The sequence below is a fragment of the Exiguobacterium sp. s40 genome (genome assembly GCF_018617905.1).
GTDB classification, from domain to species: Bacteria; Bacillota; Bacilli; order Exiguobacteriales; family Exiguobacteriaceae; genus Exiguobacterium; species Exiguobacterium mexicanum_A.
In genome coordinates this window covers 261,360-284,287 of the sequence record NZ_JACSLC010000001.1, presented here as the reverse complement: position 1 = coordinate 284,287, position 22,928 = coordinate 261,360, and the positions used below count along the sequence as shown (strand labels likewise).

22 protein-coding genes are annotated in these 22,928 nt (G+C 53.3%); 17 read left to right on the top strand and 5 right to left on the bottom strand.

Annotation, left to right across the window (positions count from 1 at the left end; genetic code table 11):
• Window positions 1-22: 22 nt before the first annotated feature.
• The gene (gene ptsP, locus KNP02_RS01425; RefSeq protein ID WP_034778360.1) at window positions 23-1,741 is read right to left on the bottom strand and encodes a phosphoenolpyruvate--protein phosphotransferase; all 1,719 of its coding nucleotides are present in this window, start codon (window positions 1,739-1,741) and stop codon (window positions 23-25) included.
• 329 nt (window positions 1,742-2,070) lie between these two features.
• On the opposite strand from ptsP, the gene KNP02_RS01420 reads away from it, so the two are divergent.
• Genes KNP02_RS01420 through KNP02_RS01410 form a run of 3 tightly spaced genes read left to right on the top strand, consistent with a single transcriptional unit; the run spans window position 2,071 to window position 4,308 of the window.
• Entirely contained in the window at window positions 2,071-3,513 is a 1,443-nt protein-coding gene (locus tag KNP02_RS01420; protein WP_034778358.1) for a leucyl aminopeptidase, read from the top strand.
• Complete coding sequence (locus KNP02_RS01415) at window positions 3,510-3,668, top strand: hypothetical protein (RefSeq protein WP_161787546.1); 159 nt, start codon at window positions 3,510-3,512, stop codon at window positions 3,666-3,668. The genes KNP02_RS01420 and KNP02_RS01415 overlap by 4 nt, the downstream gene beginning before the upstream one ends.
• Window positions 3,649-4,308 carry a DUF429 domain-containing protein gene (locus KNP02_RS01410; protein ID WP_214706570.1) on the top strand — a complete coding sequence of 220 codons (660 nt, stop codon included), beginning with the start codon at window positions 3,649-3,651 and terminating at the stop codon, window positions 4,306-4,308. Before KNP02_RS01415 ends, KNP02_RS01410 begins: the two co-directional genes overlap by 20 nt.
• A 4-nt stretch (window positions 4,309-4,312) precedes the next feature.
• Here the strand turns inward: KNP02_RS01410 and ytvI are convergent, their stop codons facing one another.
• Window positions 4,313-5,440: a sporulation integral membrane protein YtvI gene (ytvI, locus tag KNP02_RS01405; protein ID WP_214706568.1), complete on the bottom strand. Its 1,128-nt coding sequence runs from the start codon at window positions 5,438-5,440 to the stop codon at window positions 4,313-4,315.
• A gap of 85 nt (window positions 5,441-5,525) precedes the next feature.
• Between ytvI and KNP02_RS01400 the strand changes: the two genes are divergently transcribed.
• A complete protein-coding gene (locus KNP02_RS01400; RefSeq protein WP_214706545.1) occupies window positions 5,526-6,314 on the top strand; it encodes a MazG nucleotide pyrophosphohydrolase domain-containing protein in 789 nt (262 codons plus the stop codon).
• A gap of 127 nt (window positions 6,315-6,441) precedes the next feature.
• Window positions 6,442-8,583, top strand: a complete 2,142-nt coding sequence (locus tag KNP02_RS01395; RefSeq protein WP_214706542.1) for an N-acetylmuramoyl-L-alanine amidase — start codon at window positions 6,442-6,444, stop codon at window positions 8,581-8,583.
• 52 nt (window positions 8,584-8,635) lie between these two features.
• On the opposite strand, the gene KNP02_RS01390 is transcribed toward KNP02_RS01395, so the two are convergent.
• From KNP02_RS01390 to KNP02_RS01380, 3 genes are read right to left on the bottom strand one after another with little or no spacing between them, the layout of a single operon-like run.
• Window positions 8,636-9,676, bottom strand: coding sequence for a ribonucleotide-diphosphate reductase subunit beta (locus tag KNP02_RS01390; RefSeq protein WP_214706533.1), 1,041 nt, complete (start codon window positions 9,674-9,676; stop codon window positions 8,636-8,638).
• On the bottom strand, window positions 9,633-10,139 hold the full coding sequence (locus KNP02_RS01385) for a flavodoxin domain-containing protein (protein ID WP_214706524.1): 507 nt from the start codon (window positions 10,137-10,139) through the stop codon (window positions 9,633-9,635). Before KNP02_RS01385 ends, KNP02_RS01390 begins: the two co-directional genes overlap by 44 nt.
• A 29-nt stretch (window positions 10,140-10,168) precedes the next feature.
• On the bottom strand, window positions 10,169-12,436 hold the full coding sequence (locus tag KNP02_RS01380; protein WP_256441012.1) for a ribonucleoside-diphosphate reductase subunit alpha: 2,268 nt from the start codon (window positions 12,434-12,436) through the stop codon (window positions 10,169-10,171).
• Between the two features lie 508 nt (window positions 12,437-12,944).
• Between KNP02_RS01380 and KNP02_RS01375 the strand changes: the two genes are divergently transcribed.
• The 12 genes from KNP02_RS01375 to KNP02_RS01320 all read left to right on the top strand — a co-directional run bounded on the left by KNP02_RS01375 (window position 12,945) and on the right by KNP02_RS01320 (window position 22,902).
• On the top strand, window positions 12,945-13,178 hold the full coding sequence (locus KNP02_RS01375) for a DUF1871 family protein (protein WP_034778345.1): 234 nt from the start codon (window positions 12,945-12,947) through the stop codon (window positions 13,176-13,178).
• 12 nt (window positions 13,179-13,190) lie between these two features.
• Window positions 13,191-13,439, top strand: coding sequence for a NifU N-terminal domain-containing protein (locus tag KNP02_RS01370; RefSeq protein ID WP_034778343.1), 249 nt, complete (start codon window positions 13,191-13,193; stop codon window positions 13,437-13,439).
• A complete protein-coding gene (locus KNP02_RS01365) occupies window positions 13,436-14,236 on the top strand; it encodes a glycosyltransferase family 2 protein (protein ID WP_138859140.1) in 801 nt (266 codons plus the stop codon). Before KNP02_RS01370 ends, KNP02_RS01365 begins: the two co-directional genes overlap by 4 nt.
• 2 nt (window positions 14,237-14,238) lie before the next feature.
• Window positions 14,239-14,733, top strand: a complete 495-nt coding sequence (locus tag KNP02_RS01360; protein WP_021065542.1) for an Lrp/AsnC family transcriptional regulator — start codon at window positions 14,239-14,241, stop codon at window positions 14,731-14,733.
• Window positions 14,730-15,917 (top strand): aminotransferase, encoded by a 1,188-nt coding sequence (locus tag KNP02_RS01355; RefSeq protein WP_138859141.1) that lies wholly within the window; start codon window positions 14,730-14,732, stop codon window positions 15,915-15,917. Before KNP02_RS01360 ends, KNP02_RS01355 begins: the two co-directional genes overlap by 4 nt.
• 68 nt (window positions 15,918-15,985) lie before the next feature.
• The gene (locus KNP02_RS01350; protein WP_214706511.1) at window positions 15,986-17,221 is read left to right on the top strand and encodes a lysine N(6)-hydroxylase/L-ornithine N(5)-oxygenase family protein; all 1,236 of its coding nucleotides are present in this window, start codon (window positions 15,986-15,988) and stop codon (window positions 17,219-17,221) included.
• A gap of 193 nt (window positions 17,222-17,414) precedes the next feature.
• The gene (yugI, locus tag KNP02_RS01345) at window positions 17,415-17,807 is read left to right on the top strand and encodes a S1 domain-containing post-transcriptional regulator GSP13 (protein WP_016509788.1); all 393 of its coding nucleotides are present in this window, start codon (window positions 17,415-17,417) and stop codon (window positions 17,805-17,807) included.
• Window positions 17,808-17,901: 94 nt separating this feature from the next.
• A complete protein-coding gene (locus KNP02_RS01340; RefSeq protein ID WP_214706509.1) occupies window positions 17,902-18,900 on the top strand; it encodes a Gfo/Idh/MocA family protein in 999 nt (332 codons plus the stop codon).
• A 68-nt stretch (window positions 18,901-18,968) separates the two neighbouring features.
• Window positions 18,969-20,132, top strand: coding sequence for an iron-containing alcohol dehydrogenase (locus KNP02_RS01335; RefSeq protein ID WP_214706507.1), 1,164 nt, complete (start codon window positions 18,969-18,971; stop codon window positions 20,130-20,132).
• A 106-nt stretch (window positions 20,133-20,238) separates the two neighbouring features.
• Complete coding sequence (locus KNP02_RS01330) at window positions 20,239-21,591, top strand: glucose-6-phosphate isomerase (RefSeq protein ID WP_214706504.1); 1,353 nt, start codon at window positions 20,239-20,241, stop codon at window positions 21,589-21,591.
• A 98-nt stretch (window positions 21,592-21,689) separates the two neighbouring features.
• Window positions 21,690-22,163 carry an RNA deprotection pyrophosphohydrolase gene (gene ytkD / locus KNP02_RS01325; RefSeq protein WP_034778327.1) on the top strand — a complete coding sequence of 158 codons (474 nt, stop codon included), beginning with the start codon at window positions 21,690-21,692 and terminating at the stop codon, window positions 22,161-22,163.
• Window positions 22,144-22,902 carry an alpha/beta hydrolase family protein gene (locus tag KNP02_RS01320; RefSeq protein WP_214706503.1) on the top strand — a complete coding sequence of 253 codons (759 nt, stop codon included), beginning with the start codon at window positions 22,144-22,146 and terminating at the stop codon, window positions 22,900-22,902. The genes ytkD and KNP02_RS01320 overlap by 20 nt, the downstream gene beginning before the upstream one ends.
• Window positions 22,903-22,928 lie beyond the last annotated feature (26 nt).

Here is a 22,928-nt window from a genome sequence, read left to right as displayed (position 1 = left end):
GCTGCGAGAACTTCTTTTTTTGTTACTTCTTAATATCGAATTTTTCACTGAGGAAGTTCACGACTTCTTCAGCTGTATCCATGTTGAGGACGTCGTTGACGATCGCTTCTGTTTCTGACTTCGTCAAACGCTTCACGAGGCTACGTGCGCGAAGGACGCTTGAAGCTGACATCGAGAACTCGTCAAGGCCAAGTCCGAGAAGGATTGGAATCGCGAGCTCTTCTCCAGCCATCTCTCCACACATGCCGACCCATTTGCCAGCTTTATGTGCTTCTGTGATGACGTTGTGGAGAAGGTTCAAGATGGCCGGGTTGAACGGTTGGTACAAGTACGAGACTTTCTCGTTCATGCGGTCCGCTGCCATCGTGTATTGAATCAAGTCGTTCGTGCCGACTGAGAAGAAGTCGACTTCTTTCGCGAATTGCTTCGCCATGACGGCAGTCGATGGAATCTCGACCATCATCCCTGTCTCGTAGTTACCGACAGCGATGCCTTCTGCTTTCAACTTCGCTTCTTCTTCGAGAAGGAGCGCTTTCGCCGCGCGGAACTCTTCAAGTGTCGCAATCATTGGGAACATGATGGCGAGGTCACCGTGCGCTGAGGCACGGAGAAGGGCGCGAAGTTGTGTGCGGAACAAGTCCGTCTCTTCGAGGCAAAGGCGAATCGCGCGATAGCCGAGGAACGGGTTCATTTCTTTTGGAAGGTCGAGGTAAGACAATTCTTTATCTCCACCGATATCGAGCGTACGGATGACGACTTGTTTGCCGTCCATACCTTCGAGTACTGATTTATAGGCTGTATATTGCTCTTCTTCCGTCGGGAACGTTTCTGAGTCCATGTAGAGGAACTCGGTCCGGTAAAGGCCGATGGCGTCAGCGCCGTTTTTCAACACGCCTTCGAGGTCGTTCGGTGTACCGATGTTTGCCGCAAGTTTGACTTTATGGCCGTCGGCTGTGACTGACTCTTCGTTGACGAGCTGTTTCAACTCTTCTTTGTAAGCTTCGAATGAAGCACGTTTTTCAACGTATTCATTGACGAGTTCTTCAGACGGGTTGACGAAGACGTCGCCTTCTGTTCCGTCGATGACGACGAGGTCGCCGTTCTTGATTTCTTCGAGCGCTACTTTTGTTCCGACGACAGCAGGAATCTCGAGTGAGCGAGACATGATCGCTGAGTGAGACGTACGTCCACCAATGTTTGTCGCGAAACCTTTGACGTATTTACGGTTGAGTTGCGCCGTGTCAGACGGTGTCAAATCTTCAGCGATGATGATGACTTCTTCAGAAATCGACGCAGGCGTCATGAATGTGACACCGAGGATATGCGCCATGACGCGTTTTGTGACGTCACGAACGTCGGCAGCGCGTTCACGCATGTACTCGTTATCCATCGATTCAAAGATCATGACCATCATTTGAGCGACTTCATCGAGCGCTTTCGCAGCGTTCATGTGTTCGCTTTCAATTTTGTCGTTCACTTGTGAGACGATCTCTGGATCTTCGACGATGAGCAAGTGTGCCGAGAAAATCTCTGCCTTGTCTTCGCCGAGTTCACGAAGTGTGATCTCGCGAATTTCTTCGAGTTCTGTCTTCGACTGAGCGATCGCCGCTTGGAAACGGGCTTTCTCAGCTGCTACGTCCTCGATTTTGTTTGTCGGGATGTCAAATGAAGGTGTCTCCATGACGAATGCTTTCGCAACTGCGATTCCTGCAGATGCGCCAATACCTTTAATGTGTGACATAAGCGTAGTCCCTCTCTTCAAAGAAATAGTGGTTTCCAACGTTATCTCGTTAGTTCTTACCCGAAATGAAAAAGGAACTAACGAAAACCTGGAAGATTAAAGTAGCAACGGTCTACTACTAGGGGAAGCCTCGACCGAACAAAATGGCCTCACCTCAACAGGGAGGGATGCCTGATTGCGTACTTTCTTATCCTATCATAAAATAAATCATCGTCACAACGAGGAGTTAACGCCTGAATTCGAAGATTTATTGACTCTTGCGCATACTGTTTCATTATTTGGCAGAAGTTCGTTATGCTAACCATATATAAAGAAGGGAAGTGGCAAACATGTATCAAGTGAAAGACTTAGATTGGAACGGCTCATATGACACAATCGTCGTGGGGATCGGCGCTGCCGACACGATTGAGGAAGGACTCGATTCATTGTTTAATGGACGCGTCAAAGCATTGATTCAATCGGCAGATATTTCAACGAAAACAGGTGAAGTCTCCATCGTCCCGACGTTTGAGGGAACGGTTAAACGGATCCTATTCGTCGGTCTCGGACAACGGAACGAAAATACGGTTGAAAATGTGCGCAATTGGTTCGGGAAAGTCGCCAAACACATCAAAGCCCGTGCCTTCACGGACGTTGCGGTCGCCCTCGACACGTTCGGACCGAATACGGCGAAACTGTTTGCTGAAGCGTATGAGATGGCGACGTATGAGCATCCTACATACAAATCAGAGCCGAAACCGGCGAAACCCGACGTAACGATCACGTTGCTCGGAGCTGATGCAGAGGAAGAGGCGCTAGCAGGTGCAGCTTACGGACGTGGGGTGAATGTGGCGCGGTCGCTCACGATGATGCCAGCCAATATTTTGACGTCGGAAACGCTCGCGGACTATGCGGTCGAGTTGGCCGAACGTCACGGCTTTGAACATCGCATCATTGAAAAAGAAGAGATGGAAGGGCTCGGAATGGGCGCGCTTCTCGCCGTCAACCAAGGGTCGACGATCCCGCCGAAGTTGATCGTGCTCGAATATCGCGGAGCTGGAGACGAGGCGCCTGTCGCTGTCGTCGGAAAAGGAATCACGTTTGATACGGGCGGTTACTCGATCAAGCCGAAAGACGGCATCGTCGGTATGAAAGGGGATATGGGCGGCGCCGCGACGGTACTTGGTTTATTCGAGACGCTCGCGACGACGAAACCGAACGTGAACGTCATCGGTGTCATCCCATCGACGGACAACATGATCTCAGGGGACGCATTCAAGCCGGACGATGTCATCACGGCGATGAACGGGAAGACGATTGAAGTGCTTAACACGGATGCGGAAGGTCGTCTCGTCCTCGCCGACGCCGTTACCTTTGCCAAGACGTATGAACCGCAAGCCATCATCGATGTGGCCACGCTCACGGGCGGTGTGCTCGTCGCACTCGGTACGGAAGTGACTGGTTGCCTGACGAACGATGCGTCGCTCTACGGCGCCTTAGAAGCTGCGAGCCGTGACACGAACGAACTCGTCTGGCAGATGCCATACTTCGATGTCTTCATCAACCAAGTGCGTAAGTCGGAAGTCGCCGACTTGAACAACTCACCGGGCCGTTACGGTCATATGATTTTCGGCGGCGCTTTTGTCGGTGAGTTCGTCGGGGACACGCCTTGGCTCCATCTCGACATCGCTGGGACGAGCGAACGTTCGTCGGCGAGCGACCTCGGACCAAAAGGACCGACTGGCGTCATGGTGCGCACACTCGCCTCGATGCTCGAAGGATGGAAACGTTGAAAATTGGATTTGTATTAATCGGTTTGGCCGTCGTCTCCGGTTTCGGATACACGGCTTGGCCAAGCCGTTGGTTGTTAGGAGTGACCGTCTTTTGCGCGGTGCTCGGAGTGTTGTTTTTGATGCAGGAGGGACGCCGTGGTCGGAGTAGGAATTGATGGCGCGCGCGGGGGTTGGGTACGAATCACGTACGACAGCATCTCGCTCTGTTTGACCATCTCAGAGAAGTTGGAAGATTTATTGATCGAAGGGGCCGTGCATTTTGTCGATATGCCGAAAGACTTAGGGTCGATCGACAAGCCGGACCGAACGTGTGACGCGTGGATGCGGTCACAACTAAAAGAGCGGAAGTCATCGATCTTCACACCACCGATTCAAGAAGTGGTAACAGAAGCATCGTATGAGACGGCCAACGCGAGAAGTCGCGAACTAGTCGGAAAAGGAATCAGCAAACAAGCGTGGAACCTTGTGCCTCGGATTCGAGAGTTTCAAACGATCGCTGAAATGGACGTCTATGAGTCACACCCGGAAGTGTGCTTCGCCGTCATGACCGGGAACGAGGCGCGTTTCAGTAAGAAGACCGAGGCGGGAGAACTCGAACGGATCGAGTTGTTGCGCCGCTATTCAAAAAGCTCGCCCTGGAAGTGGAAGATGTCGAACGTACAAGTCGATGATATTATCGACGCCTGTATTTTGGCCGTGGCCGCCTATGAGGCGGGAACGACTGGGATGGTGACGCATCCGGACCAAACTGAAGGAGCGCCGTTCGTAGCGGTACCGACACCAAAAGAGCGATGACGCGTCATCGCTCTTTTGGTGTCGTCGGCCCGAGGACGAATCTCCACATATAGTGAAACACTTGGGCGTTATAGAGCGCCTTGAGCAGAACGGCCAAGACCGGTCCTAAAATGAAGCCGAGCACCCCGAACAGTTGCAAACCGACAAAAATCGAGATGAGGGCGGCGAGCGGGTCAAGTCCAATGTGAGAACCAACGATTTTCGGTTCAGCCAAGTTACGTTGGACGATGACGACGATATACAAGATGACGAGGCCGATGGCGAGGAACCAGTCGCCGCTCACGGCGGCATAGGCGGCCCATGGCAATAACAGCGTCCCGACGCCTAGGTACGGCAACAAGTCGAAGATGGCCGCTAAAAGAGCGAAAGAGAATGGATTGTCGACCCGCAGGATGAACATGCCGACAAGGACGATCCCGAACGTGATGGAGATAAGCGTCAATTGGGCCCGGACGTAACCGAACAGGGCCGAGCGCAAATTGGTCATGACCAATTCAAATTCCTTAAAGCCTTTTCGCTCATTCAAGCGCGCGATGGACCGCATGTAGACGTTCCAGTCTTTCGTGATGAAGAACCAGGCGAGCACGATAACGATGAACAAGAGCAAGACGAGCGGTAAGGCGCTGAGGATATCTTGCAGTAAACCGGCGACCCCTCGTGACAAGACGCCGATCGCGGCTCCGAGCTGGACCCCGATCTCGGTGATCCCGCCTTCGAGCGAGCTCGTCTGTCCCGGATTGAGCCGCTGGACGCTGTCATACGCATCATTGACGAACGGGGCAATCTTTTCGTTGAATATGCGTTGTATGTATTCGGTGAACGTTTCAATCTGGTCGGGAAGTTTCTCGGCGGCGATCGTCAAGTAACGGATGAGTTGAGTCACCACGATGGCAATCACACCGCTGACGACACTCATGACGATCAACAAGGAAGCGAGCGTCCCAAGAGCCCGGGGCAATTTGGTCTCGCGCTCGAACCAATTGACGAGCGGGACGGTCAACAAGGATAACAAGAAGGCGAACACGAAAGGATACGTGTACGTAAAGAGGACGCTCAGTCCCCAAATGACGAAGACGAGCCCGATAATGACGAGCAGGAAACGAAGTAACTGCCAAAGCCTGGCTGGCGACACGACACATGGCCCCTTTCCTAACGATTGGATTGAGCATAGTATACCACGCAACCGGTAAATATAGAGGATGGATAGGTGATTAAACATGAAGGAATTACAACGACGAATCGATCGGATGATTATTCATTTAGGCGGCTACTGGCGGCCGCTGTCGGGGTTGGCCCGGCTGTTAGAAGAAGTGGGCGAAATTGGTGGCGCGCTCTATGCCGACGACCGAGTCGCCCTGCGAGAAGAGCTGATGGACGTCTTCGTTATTTCGACGTGTCTGGCGAATCAATATGCCATCATCCTCACGAATCAAACGACAGACCGTGACGAGACGAAAGAAGAACGTAGCTACTACCGCCTCGTGCGCGAGGCGGGGGAAGTTGGCCGCATATTAAATGCCTACGAAGGCGATAAAAAATTGAAGGCGTCCGCGACGCCGGGATCGCTGCAACGACACATCGAGGCCGTTCAACAGGCGGTCATGGAACTTGCCGACATGAATGGATTTGACCTATTCGCGGAAATCGCCTCGTTAATCGAAGACAAGTCGTCCCGAGATTTCGGACGCTTCGACCATACCCCCGACCCGATTACAGAAGATTCGGTCCGCGCGTATCGTTCTTATGTGGAAGGACGATATTGGGGAGGGGTGAAGGCTAAACCTTTCGAAGAAGTGAGCCGATATAGAGAGCGGGAAGGGCACTTGGCGCGGTTTTTAAAAATCGCCGAAGTCGAGGGACTCGATGGGTTTGTCATTCGACAACCTGAGCCGCCTTTCCAAATCGATCGCTCCATCGAGACTGATTTGCAACTAGCGGCCCCTTTCGCCGTCGAGATCGAGCGACATGGCACTGATACGTTTTGGATTGTGCGAAAAAAAGGGTAAAAACATTCACCTTTTTTGGAAAAAGTATTCATCATTTTTTCAAATATTTACTTTTTCAATAAAAGCAATGTGCTACTATGAAGGTGTTGTCAGTCGCGATGTGCGTATGAAGAAAGGAATATTTTGGATGAATATGAAGCTTTTTAAACTTGCCCTCATCATAACCATTGTCTTGTTTTCAATCCAAATACCCGCGGTGGAAGCCGCTACTTTGGACGGAGAGACGACAGTCAACTTGAACGTTCGCTCTGCACCAAGTACGAACGGAAAATTGATACAAACGCTAAAAAAGGGAACAAAAGTAAAGTATGTAATTTATAACAAATCGTGGAGTAAGATATATTTAAACAATCGAACGTACTATGCTTCCGCCCAGTACATCAAGCGAATCCCGTCCCAATCCACGACGGTCACGAAGCAAGCTGCCACTTCGACGGGTGTGACGACCGTCAACTTGAACATCCGTGTGTCGGCCCATAGCAAGGCGACCGTGTACCGGACGCTTAAAAAAGGCACGACCGTTCAATATGCCGTGCATAACTCGTCTTGGGCGAAAGTGTACTTGAACGGGAAGACGTATTATGCGGCCAAGGCATATATTGCCCCGAAAGCCGTCGCATCGACACCAGCCCGTGAAACAGGCTATACGAAACGTGATTTGAAGTTGTTTGGCGAACGGAATCAGCGTTCGTCGGTGTTGAAGGTATTGCCGGCCAAGTCAGCGGTCGTCTCGAGCAAATATAACTCGAGCTGGTCGGTTGTCTACGTTGGCAGTAGCACATATTATACGCCGACGGCATGGATCACGCCGGGAACGTTGAAACCGAGCGCGGCAAAAGTAAACGGTCATGCCAACCGTGAGTTGAAGTTGTTTGGCGAGCGCAATCAGCGTTCGAAAGTGTTGAAAGTATTGCCGGTCACGACGGAAGTCGTCTCGAGCAAATATAACTCAAGCTGGTCGGTCGTCTATGTCGGAAGCGAAACGTATTATGCGCTGACGGCTTGGATTACGCCTGGGGCACCGACGATGCCTCCGCCGACGACGAAACCGCCAGTCGTAAAAGTCGATGGTCATGCCAACCGCGAGTTGAAACTGTTCGGCGCGCGCAACCTACGTTCGACGGTGTTGAAAGTGTTGCCGGCCAAGTCGGCGGTCGTCTCGAGCAAATATAACTCGAGTTGGTCGATCGTCTACATCGGCAGCAAAACGTATTACACGCCGACGGCATGGATCACACTAGGAGCGCCGCCGGTAACGAAACCGCCGACGACGAAACCGCCGGTCATTCAAAAAGTAACAGGATATGCGAACCGAAATGCCAACCTGTTCAAGAAGACGCTTCAATCATCACCGGTCGCTCGTGTGTTGCCGAAGTATACGCCGGTGACGTACAGCAAACATAACTCGAGCTGGTCGGTCGTCTATATCGGGTCAGACACGTTCTATACCCCGACAGCTTGGTTGTCGGCCGGGAAGGCCCCGGACGCCCCTGCGGCGACGCCTAAAGGGAAAGTGTACACGAACACACCAGGGGACGTCTTGAACGTCCGGGCGAGCGCCTCGGCGAGCTCGACGATTCTCGGCCGACTCGCCCATGGCACTCAAGTCGACCATTACGGCTCGACGAACGGCTTTTATGAAATCAAGTACAACGGTCGCGACGGCTACATCTCGACGGCTTACGCGATGACGCTCAAGCCGAGCGCGACGAGCAACGCCGTCATCGTCCTCGATGCGGGCCATGGAGGCGGTGACCCGGGAGCGGTGAATGGATCGCTCTATGAGAAGGCGATCGTTCTCGATGTGACGAAACGAGTCGAGGCGTATCTTCGTTCGAAGTATGATTACCAAGTCCGGTTGACGCGCTCGACGGATGTCTACTTGACGCTTGACCAACGCGTTCAGACGGCAAAAACGCTTCGCGGCAACTTGTTCGTCAGCTTGCACACGAATGCTGCGACGACTCAGTATGCTAAAGGTGTCGAGACGTTCTATTCGTCTTATTCAGCCCACAGTTCGAAGAGCCGTGTGCTGGCGACGAACATTCAATCCAATTTGATGGGCAAGACGTCCGGGATGACGAACCGCGGTGTGAAGACGGCGAACTATTATGTGATTCGTTATAATACGATGCCATCGGCCCTCGTCGAACTCGGTTTCATCTCTTCGCCGCAAGACGTCACCCACTTACGGAGCAACGCTTCTCGTCAACGGATGGCGGAAGGTGTCGCTGAAGGGATCGCTCAGTACGTACGCGCTTATCATTAAATTTCATCCATTAAAAATGCCCCGACTCACTATGAGTCGGGGCATTTTGTGCTTATAGGTCGTCGAAGCCGTTGGCGTCGGTGACTTTTGCGTACGAGCGTGACTTCTGTTCGAAGAAGTCGGATTTCGTGGCATTCAATGAATCGTCTGAGTACGCACGAATCCACGGCATGACGTCTTCGTTGAACCCTTCATACAGATCGTTCAAGCCGATGACGCGGAGGCGCTTGTTGGCGAGGTATTTGACGTAATCGCGCATCTCGCTGACGTCGAGCCCGTCGAGGTCTCGAAGGACGTATTCGCACCATTCGACCTCGAGGTCGACGGCTTCCCCCATCGTGTCATAGACGAACTGGCTGAAGCTGCCGTCGGCGTCGATCTCCGGGTTTTCCGTCAAGACGGCCCGGAGCAACTGGCTGACGAAATACGAGTGTTGCATCTCGTCACGCTGGATGTAGCTGATCATCGTCGACGTGCCGACCATCTTCTGGTGACGGGCCAAGTTGTAGAAGTAGGCGAAACCGGAATAGAAGTTGATGCCTTCGAGAATAATCGAGGCGACGAGCGACTTGGCGAACGTCTCGGCCGTCTGGTCGGCCCGGAAGTCCTCGTATAAGTCTAAGATGAACTGATTCCGTTTCATGACCATCTCGTCGTCCTTGGCGATATCGAAGATGCGATTTTGCTCGCTGAGCGGGACGAGGCTCGAGAGGACGTAGCTATATGATTGGTTATGGACGACTTCTTGTTGAGCGATGACGGCGAGCACGGCGTGCACCGACGAGTCTGATGAGAACATCGATGACTCGAGGATATAGCGTGTCTGTACCGAGTCGAGGATCGACAACAACCCGATGATCCGTTTGAAGGCGTCTTGTTCACGCTCGCTCAACTGCGGCCATTGCTGCATGTCTTTCGACATCGAGATCTCATCCGGGATCCAGAAGTTTGAGAGCAGTTGTTTATAGATGGTGTAAAACTGCGGATAGGCGATGTCGTTCCAATTGACGATGGAACTCGTCTCGCCCCCGATAATGGCAGTCGCCCGGTTAGGATGTTTGGGCGATAGTAGTTTGATCTTTTGAATGGTCATGGACATATACTCCTTCTTCGGTGTTTCTAGCCAACCGTTCGGCCCAGTGACGGACGTTGTACGGTTGATTGCGCGGTGACTGCTCGATTTTCAATGTCTCACCGGCGAGAGGAATTCCGTATTTCGAAAGGTGGTAGGCCATCTCGTCGACCGCTCGGCAGAAGTGGACGAACATCTTGTCACCTGTCCCAAACACGGCGGCTTGGCGAAGCGGCACATTAAGTTCTTTCAAGACGAGACGAAACGTATCTTTCATCTCGTCCGGTAAGACGCCGTCCGCCCACGTATACGACCCGAAGTAAACGAGGTCGTACGTGGCGAGTGCTTGGGCTTCGCGATGGCCGATGCGGTCCGCTTCATACAGGGCGACGCGGTCGCCCCGATGGACGTGGGTCGCCTGAATCAGTTCGGCGACCTCTTCTGTATTTCCGCTCATCGAACTATAGACGATTGCGACGTTCATGGTTGGTCCCACCTTTCTGTTACGTGACGTTACGAAGCACACGATTCACATTCGTCGACTTCAACAGTCGTCGAACGCGTGTAGTAAATTGATTTCATTCCGAGTGACCAGGCCTCGAGATGCATCGAGAGGAGCTCGGTCGCTTTCACGTCATTTTTGACGTAAAGGTTGAAGCTGATCGCTTGGTCGATGTGACGCTGGCGGGCCGCGTTTTGACGGATGCTCCAGAGTTGGTCGACTTCGAACGCTGATTTATAGAACCAGTTCGTCTCCGGGTTGAGGTCAGGGACCGTCACCGGGATCTTATAGTTTTTCTTCTCTTCCGAGTAGACCTTCTTATAGACCGGATCGATCGAAGCCGTGCTACCCGCGATGATCGCTGTCGACGAGTTCGGTGCGACCGCCATCATGTAGGCGTTGCGGACACCGTTTTGATGAACCGCTTCCGCGAGGCCGTCCCAATCGAGTTCATCGTGTGAGCGGTAGTTACGGCGTTTGAAGTACTCACCCGTATGCCACTCCGATCCTTCGAAGACGCCGAATGCGCCTTTTTCTTTGGCTAATTCCATTGACGCTTGAATCGTAAGGTAAGCAATCTTCTCATACAGCTTTTCCGCGTACTGGACGGCATCGACCGATTCCCAACGGATGCCTTCGAGGGCGAGCAGGTGATGCCAACCGAACGTTCCGAGTCCGACGGCGCGGTATTTCTGGTTCGTGATCATCGCTTGTGGCACTTCAATCGTGTTCAAGTCGATGACGTTGTCGAGCATCCGCATTTGAATCGGGATGAGTCGCTCGAGGACGTCCGATTTGACGGCTCGGGCGAGGGCGATTGAGCTCAAGTTACAGACGACGAAGTCACCAGGTGTCTTCGTGATGACGATCTTTCCGTCCGCTGTGTACTCTTCGTCGATTGTCGTCGGCGACATGTTTTGCGCGATCTCTGAGCAGAGGTTCGAGCTGTAAATCATGCCCGCGTGTTTGTTCGGGTTGGCACGGTTCACGGCGTCGCGGAAAAACATGTAAGGCGTTCCTGTCTCGAGCTGTGAGCGCATGTACCGTTTGACGAGGTCGATGGCTGGTACCGTTACGCGCGAAAGCTCCGGCATATTGACGCACGCTAAGTATTTCTCGGTGAACGAACCGCCATTTTCCGTCTCATCGTAGAAGTCTTCAAGGCTGAAGCCCATGACCGTACGAATCTCGTGTGGGTCGAACAAGTGCCAGTCGCCACGTGCTTCGACCGTACGCATGAACAAGTCGGGCAAGCAGACGCCTGTGAACAAGTCGTGAGTCCGAAGGCGCTCGTCCCCGTTGTTCAATTTCGCATCGAGGAACTCAAAAATGTCCTTATGCCAAATGTCGAGGTAGACGGCAATCGAGCCTTGGCGCATGCCGAGCTGGTCGACCGAGACGGCCGTGTTGTTCAGTTGCTTCATCCAAGGGAGCGCGCCGCTCGAGACGCCTTTGAAGCCTTTGATGTCGCTGCCGCGTGAGCGGATCTTGCCGAGATAGACGCCGATTCCGCCGCCGCCTTTCGAGAGCGTGGCCACATCTGTGTTCGAGTCGTAGATGCCGCGGAGCGAGTCGTCGACCGTGTCGATGAAACATGAGCTGAGCTGCCCGTACGATTTCCCGGCGTTCGAGAGCGTCGGTGTAGCAACCGTCATATAGAGGTTCGATAATGCCCAATACGCTTCTTCGACGAGTTTCACACGTTGGTCAGCGTTCTCTTTTTGCATGAGTGTCATGGCGATGACCATGAACCGCTCTTGCGGCAACTCGTACAAGTTTTTGACGTGGTCGCGGCCGAGGTAACGGTCTGCTAACGTCCGGAGACCGATGTATGTGAACATGCGGTCACGTGACGGGTCAATCAACGTCTCCAAATAGGCGATGTCTTCTTTCGAGTACGTATCGAGTAGTGCCGAGGTGAAGATGCCTTTTGTCGTGAGCGTCTCAATCATTGGATAGAGAGCGCCGTAACGCATCGAGGCGTCATAACCGCGGTTACGGGCCGCTTCTAAATAGAGGCGATTTAAGTACATTTCTGTGGCGACGAACGTCCAGTCCGGCTCTTCAGCCTTCAACATATCGAGGGCGTGCATCGTCAAGAGTTCATATACTACATCTTGCGTCAGTGTCTTTCCTTCGAGCGCCCGGACGGCTCGTTCTTCGTATCGTTCGACACTAAGCTGTGGGTAGCGTTGTTTTAATGATTGGATCAATGTCGAGACGTCAGTAAGTGTTGGCGCAGCGGCCAACATCGTCTCGTGATGGATAGGGGATGTCAAAACGATCACTCCTTCTTCGGATGTAGATATTATAAAGGTATAGCGGAACTTGTCCGATTCGACGTCAATGATGGATGAACGTGATAAATATCCATTAACTATATATTGACGTTTTCTTGTCTTTTTAATCATAAATCACCTATATTTAGTTTTGCAATCTTGACATTCGGCAAACTGTCGACGCCTAGATTACTTTTACTCAAAAACGGCGCTATCATCCGATTTGAGATGAGATATGAGATAGAAAAAAATTAAATTGACGTTTGCGTGAGAACGCGTGCAATTTTATGTAAGCGGTCAATCATGAACCGGATGTCCAAATAAACGATAAATTCATTGGATTTCGTCCTATCTTCTATTCAATTTACGATTTGAGCGATTACTATATATAGTGACGACTGCTTTTTCAAAACGAGGGAAATTCGAACGCTCACTAGCATCGAACTGAAAAGTGAGGTAGATTGAGGGAGTACGATTTGAAATCAAGGTAAAAAGAAGGGTTTAACAAATGAGAGCAGAAGACTTATTATTAGCATGGGACCCACTCGGTTACGGGCTTGGGTCGTATGGACCAGAGTTTGACGATATCGCCTTGGCGCTCATTCACGTCGATTCGATCGATCAATTGGATGACGTGATTCGACAAATCTTGACAGACGCTTTTGGCGACTGTCCAAGTGAACCAGAAACACGGGCCATGGCGGCACGACTACTCGCGTCTTCAGAATCTTGTCAACTATAAGGGGGAACCACGATGTTACGTATCGATCCAACACCGAATCCAAATGCAATGAAAATTACACTTCCTGAGAACGTCTTCGGTGCGAAAAGCCAAAGCGTGAAAGCCGGCGAAGAGACGGACCAACCGCTTCTCGCGAAACTCGTCGCCATCGAAGGCGTCGAGAGCGTATTCGCCTATGGCGATTTCGTCACGGTATCGAAAGAAAACGGCGTCAGCTGGGAAGCCATTTTGCCGCACGTCGAAACTGCTTACCGCGGATGAACCCGCTCGTTTCCATCGTCATCCCGGTCCATTCGCGGGAGACGGAACTGACGGAACTGCTCGAATGTCTGGTCGTCCAGACGTTCGGGGAGTTTGAAGTACTTGTGATCAATAATGACGGGCCGCCAAAACAGCATCTTTTGGCGCCTTTTTTGAATCGATTATCGATTCGATATATCGAGCTTGGCGAGAATCATCACGTCAAAGCCCGCAATCGCGGCGTACAGGAAGCGAGCGGCGACTATATCCTGTTGCTCGACGATGATGATTTGCTCATGCCGACCCATATCGAACAAGCGCTCGAGGACATCCGTTCGGCCGACCTCGTCTTCACGGACGCGGAACTGTTCCGCTTTACGTGGGAAGATGGGCGCCGTCGCGTCACCGACTGGGAGGCATTCGCCTATGCCCTCGATTTGGAGCGACTTCGCCAAGACTCGACGTTTATCCCGTCCGGTACGCTCTATCGAAAACAGCTCCACGAGACGATTGGATCGTTCGATGAGGACGTTTATAACTACTGGGATTGGGATTTCATTCTACGTGTCAGTGAGGTCGGGACGATTCGTCATCCGGCCCGCGCGACGGTGCTCTATGCGTTCAATGGCACCGACAACTTGTCGGCCAAACAAGACGAGACGCGCCGTCGTTACTTTGATCGGTTCTGTCACAAGCACGGTTTGGTCAATATGGAAATGAAGAACTTCCATATCGTCCAAGCCGAACGACGGGACTATGTGAGACAGACAGAGAGAACGTTCACAGGGGCGTTCCCCGGTAGAACGGAAGGAGAATAACTATGTATACATCGAAAGAACTAGAATTGCTCGAGCTGCTCGAAGAGAAAGGCTACCTCGAGACGAAACTGTTGGCGAACTTGCTCGCGACCGACGAGGCGACTGTCGAGGCAATGCTCGAAAAGTTCAAGGCGGACGGCATCTTGCTCGGCTTCCGGGCGATGGTCAACTGGCAAAAAATCAATCGCCACGATGTCACGGCGTTCATCGACGTCAAAGTCACTCCGAAACGGGGTCGTGGTTTCGATGAGGTCGCGGAACGCATTTATCGCTTCCCGGAAGTGACGGCACTCTATTTGATGTCAGGGGCTTACGACCTGCAAGTCGTCATTCGGGCGAACTCGCTTCAAGACGTCGCGTCGTTCGTTTCGGACAAATTGTCACCGCTTGACTCGGTCGTCTCGACGACGACGCACTTCAAATTGAAGACGTATAAGCATGATGGCATTTTATTCACCCCACAAGTCGAAGACAAACGGTTGAATATTACGCCATGAAGTCACTATCCCAACAAGTCGTCTCAATGAAGCCGTCCGGCATTCGCCGATTCTTCGATTTGGCGCAAACGATGGAAAACGTCGTCTCTCTCGGGGTGGGAGAGCCGGATTTCATCACGCCGTGGAACGTGCGCGAGGCGAGCTATGCGGCGCTCGAGCAAGGCTACACGGCCTATAGCGCGAACGCCGGTCTCCTCGAGTTACGTCAAGAAATCGCTGGTTACATGGCGGACCGGTTCGGGGCGACATATGACCCGGCGACGGAACTGATCGTCACGACGGGCGCGTCGCAGGCGCTCGATATCGCCTTCCGGGCTCTCCTCAACCCGGGTGACGAGGTCATCGTCGTTGAACCGGCTTTCGTCTCGTACGGGCCGCTCATCGAGCTCGCCGGCGGGACGGTCGTCCCGGTCGCCTGTCGTCCGGAGAACGGGTTCCGTCTGAACCGGGAAGACGTCGAAGCGGCGATCACGGAGCGCACGAAAGCGATGCTCCTCTGCTTCCCGTCAAACCCGACCGGAGCGACGATGACGGGTGAAGAACTCACCGAAATCGCGGAACTCGCGACGAAACATGACCTTTGGGTCGTCAGTGATGAAATTTATGCCGAACTGTCATATGACGAGCCGTTCACAAGCTTTGCGACGCTTCATGATATGCGCGAGCGGACGATCGTCGTCAATGGGTTCTCGAAGGCGTTCGCGATGACAGGCTGGCGGCTCGGGTTCACATGTGCGCCGGAAGTCGTGACACGGGAGATGCTCAAAGTTCATCAGTACGGCATGATGTGTGCCCCGACGCTCGTTCAGTTCGGCGGTCTCGAGGCACTGAAGAGCCGTGACCAGCATGTACCGAAGATGGTGAAGAGCTATCGGCAGCGCCGTAACTACTTCATCCAGGCCCTCAATGACGCCGGGTTACCGACGCACGTACCGGGTGGGGCGTTCTACGCCTTCCCATCGATTCGCCACACCGGATTGACGAGCGAAGAGTTCGCCGAGCGTCTCTTGCTCGAGGAACGGGTCGCGGTCGTGCCGGGCAACGCCTTCGGCGCGAGCGGTGAAGGCTTCGTCCGGGCTAGTTACGCGACGTCGGTCGAACAATTACAAGAAGCGATTCGTCGCATCGATCGGTTCATGAAACAGTTCGAAGTGACGACGACAGTGACAGACTCTCAGCGATGAGGGTCTGTTTTACGTTTTAGTGGTATAATAGATGGGAAAAGACGAGCGAGGTGAGGTCATTGGAACGAGTGGATTTTGTAGCAATCGGATGTGGCCCGTACAATCTCGGCTTGATGGCGCTCAGCGAATCGACCAAATTGACGGGGATATGTTTTGAAGAGCGGGCCGACTTCAATTGGCATGAAGGAATGTTGCTCGAAGCGGCGACGATGCAGACGCATTATTTATATGACCTTGTGACGCTCGCCGACCCGACGAGCCGGCACAGCTATTTGAACTATTTGAAGCAGGCGGGCCGACTGCAGACGTTCATCGTCCAAGAGAGCCCGACGATTCCCCGGACAGAGTTCAATCGCTATTTGCAGGCGATCGCTGCCTCGCTCGACACAATCAAGTTCTCGCACCGGGTCGTCGACGTCCGTCCGGCACAGGACGGCTTCCTCGTCACGGTCGCGACGCCTAAAGGCGAAGAGACGCTATCGACGCGACACGTCGTCATCGGGACGGGGGCAGAACCGCTCATCCCAGAGGCATTCCAAGATGTCATTCATACGAGCTCGTATCGAATGGAGCGGGAACGATTGCTTGAAAAGGACCGCATCGTTGTCATCGGCAGCGGGCAGAGCGCGGCGGAGGTGTATCTCGATTTATTGAGTCGATCCGATAAAACGCGGCAACAAATCGATTGGGTGACGCGCTCGGACGTGTTCGAGTCGCTCGAGAGCGGCAAACTCGGGGAAGAGATCTTCAGCTTGTCGTACGTCGAGTATTTCAATCGATTACCGTACGCGGAACGTGAGCAACTTGGGAAGTCGTTCGAACGATTCCGCAATGGCGTCAACCCAGAGACGCTCCGTGCCATCTATGGGGCGTTATATCATCGGACGGCGGACGGGACGGACCAAGCGACGAACTTGTTTACCCAAATCGAAATCGAGCGCGTATCGCACTCATCGAGCTATATGATCGAAGGGACTCAGCAGCATAGCGGTGAATCGTTCACGAACGAGTATGATGCGGTCGTGGCGGCGACCGGGTATCGACCGCGGATTCCGGAGTGGGTCGAACGATTTGACATCGAATGGGAAGCGGAACGACTATGGCGCGTCAACAACCGCTATCAAATCGCGACGGAGACTAGGTTGACCGGCAGTCTGTTCACCCATACGAATTTGGAACATTCGCACGGGCCGGCGGCAACGAATTTAGGGATGGCCGTGTATCGGAACGCGATTATGTTGAATGAAATGGTAGGGGAGACGGTGTTTGAGGTGGCCGCACAGCGACCATTTACAAGCTTTTGAACAAAAAAGGGCTAGGCGTTAACCTAGCGGAATCAGGGGGGAATACTTGAAGTCTTGCTTGATTTGTATTTACCCGACCCGTCGACTTTGAAACACGAAAATAATCCCAAATAATCTTTTTTACTAATTTGTACACTTTATCGAAAAAAGTATGTTATAGTAAGTTGATGAATTTAGCATAGGAGTGTTTGTAATGGCAAAATACGAAAAAGATCAAGTTTTAAAAGGTAAAGTAACAGGAATCCAACCTTTCGGTGCGTTCGTCGCACTCGACGACGAGACTCAAGGTCTCGTCCACATCTCTGAAATCTCACACGACTACGTGAAAGACGTGAACGAGTACGTTCAAGTCGGTCAAGAAGTTGAAGTGAAAATTCTTGATGTTGATGAAGCATCTAAGAAAATCAAGCTTTCAATGAAAGCGACACAAGAAGCTCCAAAACGCGAGAAGTCGGCTAAGCCAGCTCGTCGTGGCGCACCACGCCGCAACGAAGCTTCAAACTTCAAGCAAGAAGAAGCTCCAGGATTCACTGTCCTCAAGGACAAGCTCGAAGACTGGATCAAAAACACGAACTTCAAGAAGTAAGTGATTGAGACGACCTGCCATGTGCAGGTCGTCTTTTTTTTGTACAGGAAATGTCCCGCTCGTTCACGAACAGTACAGAAAAGGAGTGAGGACCATGAGGATCGGAATCATCGGTACGGGTGGGATTGCCAAGACTGCCCATATCCCGCAATACATCGCGGCAGGGGCTGACGTCGTCGCCGTCATGAATCGGACGCGAGAGCGCGGGGAAGCGGTGGCTGAACAGTTTGGAATCGAACGGGTGTACGAGACGGTCGAAGAGATGCTCGTCACAGAACAACTCGATGCGGTCAGTGTATGTACGCCGAACGCGCTCCACAAAGCGCAAGTCATCGCCGCACTCGAGGCAGGATGCCACGTCCTCTGTGAGAAGCCGCCGGCCATCTCGGCCCGTGAGGCGAACGAGATGCTAGCAGCGGCCCGGAAGGCAGAGCGGACGCTGCATTACGGATTCCATTACCGGCACCGGTCGGACACACAACTATTGAAACGGATGATCGATGCCGGGGAACTCGGTCACGTCTATGCGGCGACGGCCCTTGCCCTGCGGCGTCGTGGCATCCCGGGATGGGGCGTGTTCACGGATAAGGAACTGCAAGGAGGCGGTGCACTGCTCGATATCGGGGTACATATGCTCGACCTCGCCTTGTATTTGATGGATTATCCGAAGTCGGTCGATGTCATCGGTCACGTCGGTCAATACCTCGGCACACGGCCTGGTGTCGGGCTGATGGGTGATTGGGACGCGGAGTCGTTCTCGGTCGAAGACACGGCCCGGGCGATGGTCACGTTCGACAACGGAGCATCTTTGTTTTTAGACGCGAGTTTCATGGCCAATGTCGACGCGGCGGACACGATGCGGGTCGAACTGCGTGGGACGAACGGTGGCGCATCGCTCTTTCCACTTCAACTCCATACGGAAGAGCATGGCGCCTTATTCGATAAATCACCGGCTCATCTGACGCTCGAAGATCCGTACGCCAGTCAGATTCACACGTTCCTCGAGGCGTGCCGGCACGAGCCATCGTACGAGCAAGCGGAACAGGCGGTGACGCTCCATACGATCATTGACCGCATCTACGCTCAGGCCTGATTGCTTTTCAATCATAAAAAACAGGGTATATAGTGTAGGTGCTACATATTTTCGAAGGAGGATGAGACATGCACAACTTTGAATACAAGAACCCGACGAAACTTATTTTCGGGACACATCAGATTGAAAAACTCGCGAGCGAGTTGAAGGCGCTTGACGCCAAGAAAGTGATGCTCGTCTATGGAGGCGGGAGCATCAAGAAGAACGGCACGTACGATGAAGTCGTGGCGGAACTGAACAATGCCTCGATCGATTTCGTCGACTTCTCAGGCGTCGAACCGAACCCGCGCATCGAGACGGTACGTCGTGCCGTCAAACAAGCGCGTGAAGAAAACATCGACGCATTGCTCGCGGTCGGCGGCGGCTCGGTCATCGATTGCACGAAACTCATCTCGGCGGCCATCCCGTATGAAGGCGACGCTTGGGACATCGTGCTCCGTGACCACATCCCGACGGAAGCGATCCCGTTCGGTACGGTGCTCACGCTCGCGGCGACCGGTTCTGAGATGAACTCAGGTTCGGTCATCACGAACTGGGAGACACAAGAGAAGTACGGCTGGGGTCACCCGCTCGTCTATCCGACGTTCTCGATCCTCGACCCACGTTACACGGTATCAGTGCCAAAAGACCAAACGATTTACGGCATCGTCGACATGATGAGCCACTGTTTCGAGCAGTACTTCCACCCGAACCATGCGCCGGTTCAAGAGCGGATGACGGAAGGCGTGTTGAAAGCGGTCGTCGAATCGGCACCGAAACTCGTCGACGATTTAGAAAATGTCGACTTGCGCGCCATCATCTTGTTCTCAGGTACGATCGCCTTGAACGGTGTGCTCCAAATGGGTGCCTCGGGCGACTGGGCATCGCACAACATCGAACATGCGGTCTCGGCTGTCCATGACATCCCGCATGCAGGCGGACTCGCGATCCTGTTCCCGCGCTGGATGGAACATGTACTCGATGAAGACAATGCAGCACGTTTCGCACGCTTAGGCACAGAAGTGTTCAACGTCGAACCGGCTGACACGGACTTGGAAACGGCGAAGCGTACGATTGCAGCCGTTCGTGCCTTCTTCGATGAGCTCGGCGCGCCAAACTCGCTCCGTGACTATGACATCGACGAGTCGACGTTCGACGCCATCTTGGATTCGGCGATGAAACGCGGGGCGTTCGGTCGCTTCCGCACACTCGAACGAGAAGACGTGGCTGCCATTCTTGAACTGAGTAAATAAGGCGATTTCATGCCTATTTCGCAATAATGATTGAACGAATCCGACGTTTCCGTTTATGATGGGTCATGTATGGCTCTTTAATGAGCGAATTAAAGGAGGAAATGACATGTCAACTGTACGTTTCGATTATTCAAAGGCCCTGTCTTTCGTTGGGGAACATGAAGTCGACCAATTACAAGAAACCGTGAAAGCAATGCATTCGGTCATCCATGACCGCAGCGGGGCAGGTAGCGATTTCCTTGGGTGGGTCGACCTCCCAACAAACTACGATACGGATGAGTTTGCCCGCATCAAAGCGGCCGCGGAACGAATCCGTGAGAACTCGGACGTCCTCGTCGTCGTCGGGATCGGCGGATCATACCTCGGCGCACGCGCGGCCATCGAGATGCTTCAACATTCATTCTTCAACGTATTGTCAAAAGAAGAGCGCAACGCGCCACAAGTCTTCTTCGCCGGTCACAACATCTCGTCTACTTATTTGACGGAGTTGCTCCAGGTGCTCGAAGGCAAAGACGTCTCGGTCAACGTCATCTCGAAATCGGGAACGACGACAGAGCCGGCGATCGCGTTCCGTGTCTTGAAACAATTCATGGAAGAAAAGTATGGTCAAGACGGTGCTCGTGAGCGCATCTATGCGACGACAGACCGTGCCCGTGGCGCCTTGAAGACGCTTGCGGATGCGGAAGGCTACGAAACGTTCGTCATCCCGGATGACGTCGGAGGCCGCTTCTCGGTCCTCACACCGGTCGGACTCCTTCCGATCGCTGCGGCAGGCATCGACATCGATGCCCTCATGGAAGGTGCACGCGACGCACAAAACGCCTATTCGTCACCAGAGCTCTCTGAGAATGAGGCGTACCAATATGCGGTCGTCCGTAACGCCTTGTATGCGAAAGGCAAGTCGATCGAGTTGCTCGTCAACTACGAACCGGCCTTGCACTACGTCTCGGAGTGGTGGAAACAGCTTTACGGCGAATCAGAAGGAAAAGACAACAAAGGGATTTTCCCGGCGGCTGTCGACTTCTCAACCGACCTCCACTCGATGGGACAATACATCCAAGAAGGTCGTCGTGACTTGTTCGAGACGGTCATCCGTGTCACGAACGTCCGTCACGCGATGAACGTGCCAGAAGACGCGCAAGACCTCGACGGCTTGAACTTCCTCGCTGGCGAAACGATTCAATTCGTGAACGACAAAGCGGCTGAAGGAACACTCCTTGCCCACACGGACGGAGAAGTACCGAACCTCGTTGTCGAATTGCCAGAGATGACGCCGTACCACCTCGGTTACTTGTTCTACTTCTTCGAGAAGGCATGCGCGATGAGCGGATACATTCTCGGGGTGAACCCGTTCAACCAACCGGGCGTCGAAGCGTATAAAGCGAACATGTTCGCGTTGCTTGGAAAACCAGGTTACGAAGAACAAAAAGCTGAGCTTGAAAAGCGCTTGAACCAATAATTTTGAGTAGGTCCGCTCCGGCGGGCCTATTTTTTTGTTTGAAACTGGGGGAAGACAAGGTAAAGTGAGAGTAGACAGGGGAAAGAAAGGGATGGACTATGTTGACATTCACGGACTACTATCACAATAAAGTCGAGTTAAGCTTCGCGCACTATCCATTTTCGGATACGCCGCTCCACGTCTGGGTCGTCGCTCGCTACGAGAATCAATGGGTGCTGACGAAGCATAAGCAACGCGGACTCGAGTTTCCGGGTGGAAAAGTTGAGCCCGGCGAACATGAGGATGATGCCGCGATTCGGGAAGTGTATGAAGAGACGGGCGGTGTCGTGAAGACGCTGCACTATCTCGGACAATACCGCGTGCTCGGGCGCGGGGACACGGTCATCAAAAATATTTACTTTGCCGAGATCGAGCGCTTCGATGACCATCCGGCCGTTGATGAGACCGACGGCGCCGTGCTCATGAAAGAACTGCCAACGAATCTGCTCCGGAACAACCGGTACAGTTTCATGATGAAAGACCGGGTGCTCCCGGAAACGATGAAGGTGCTCCATGAAAAACGAATGGTTTGACCGGATCGAGGTCCTCCCTCCATATGCCGGTTATGCGGTCCACCGTGGCTGGTACGCTACGCGCGATGGTGAGGATGTCGTCGCCTATACGATCACGCCGACGCGACCGAACGGGCACGTCCTGTTTTATTTGCGCGGCGGAACAGGACGCATCGGGGACGTGCGCTTGCCTCGGTTGATGCAGTTCGCGGCCAAAGGCTTCCACGTCGTGGCGCCTGTTTACCGTGGTAACCATGGGGGGAGCGGGAAAGAAGACTTCGGCGGGGCCGATTTAGAGGATGTCTTGTCTCTTTATGATCGCGTCCATCGAACGGACACGCTCATTCATGCCCTTGGCTTCTCGCGCGGGGGCATGATGGCGTTGTCGCTCGCCGCGGAGCGGCCGCTCACGTCCGTGACCTCATGGGCGGGTGTCACCAATTTGGAATGGACGTACGAAGAGCAACGCTCGATGCGGAAAATGCTCCGCCGTATGACCGGGGGTGACCCGGAAGCGGCTCTTGAGGCGTACGTGGAGCGTTCACCCCTCTACAAGGACTGGGAGGCCCCGACGTTATTGATTCACGGGACAGACGACGAGCAAGTGCGGCTCCGCCATGCGACAGCCGTGGCCGAACGGATGGGGGAGCGGGCCGAACTTTGGATCGTCCCGTTCGCTCATCAACTCCCGTTTTGGGAAAAGTGGAAGACGACCGATGAGGCGATGGACTGGATGTTAGCCGTCGCACCAAAAAAATGACTAGCGCCTAAACCAGGCGCTAGTCA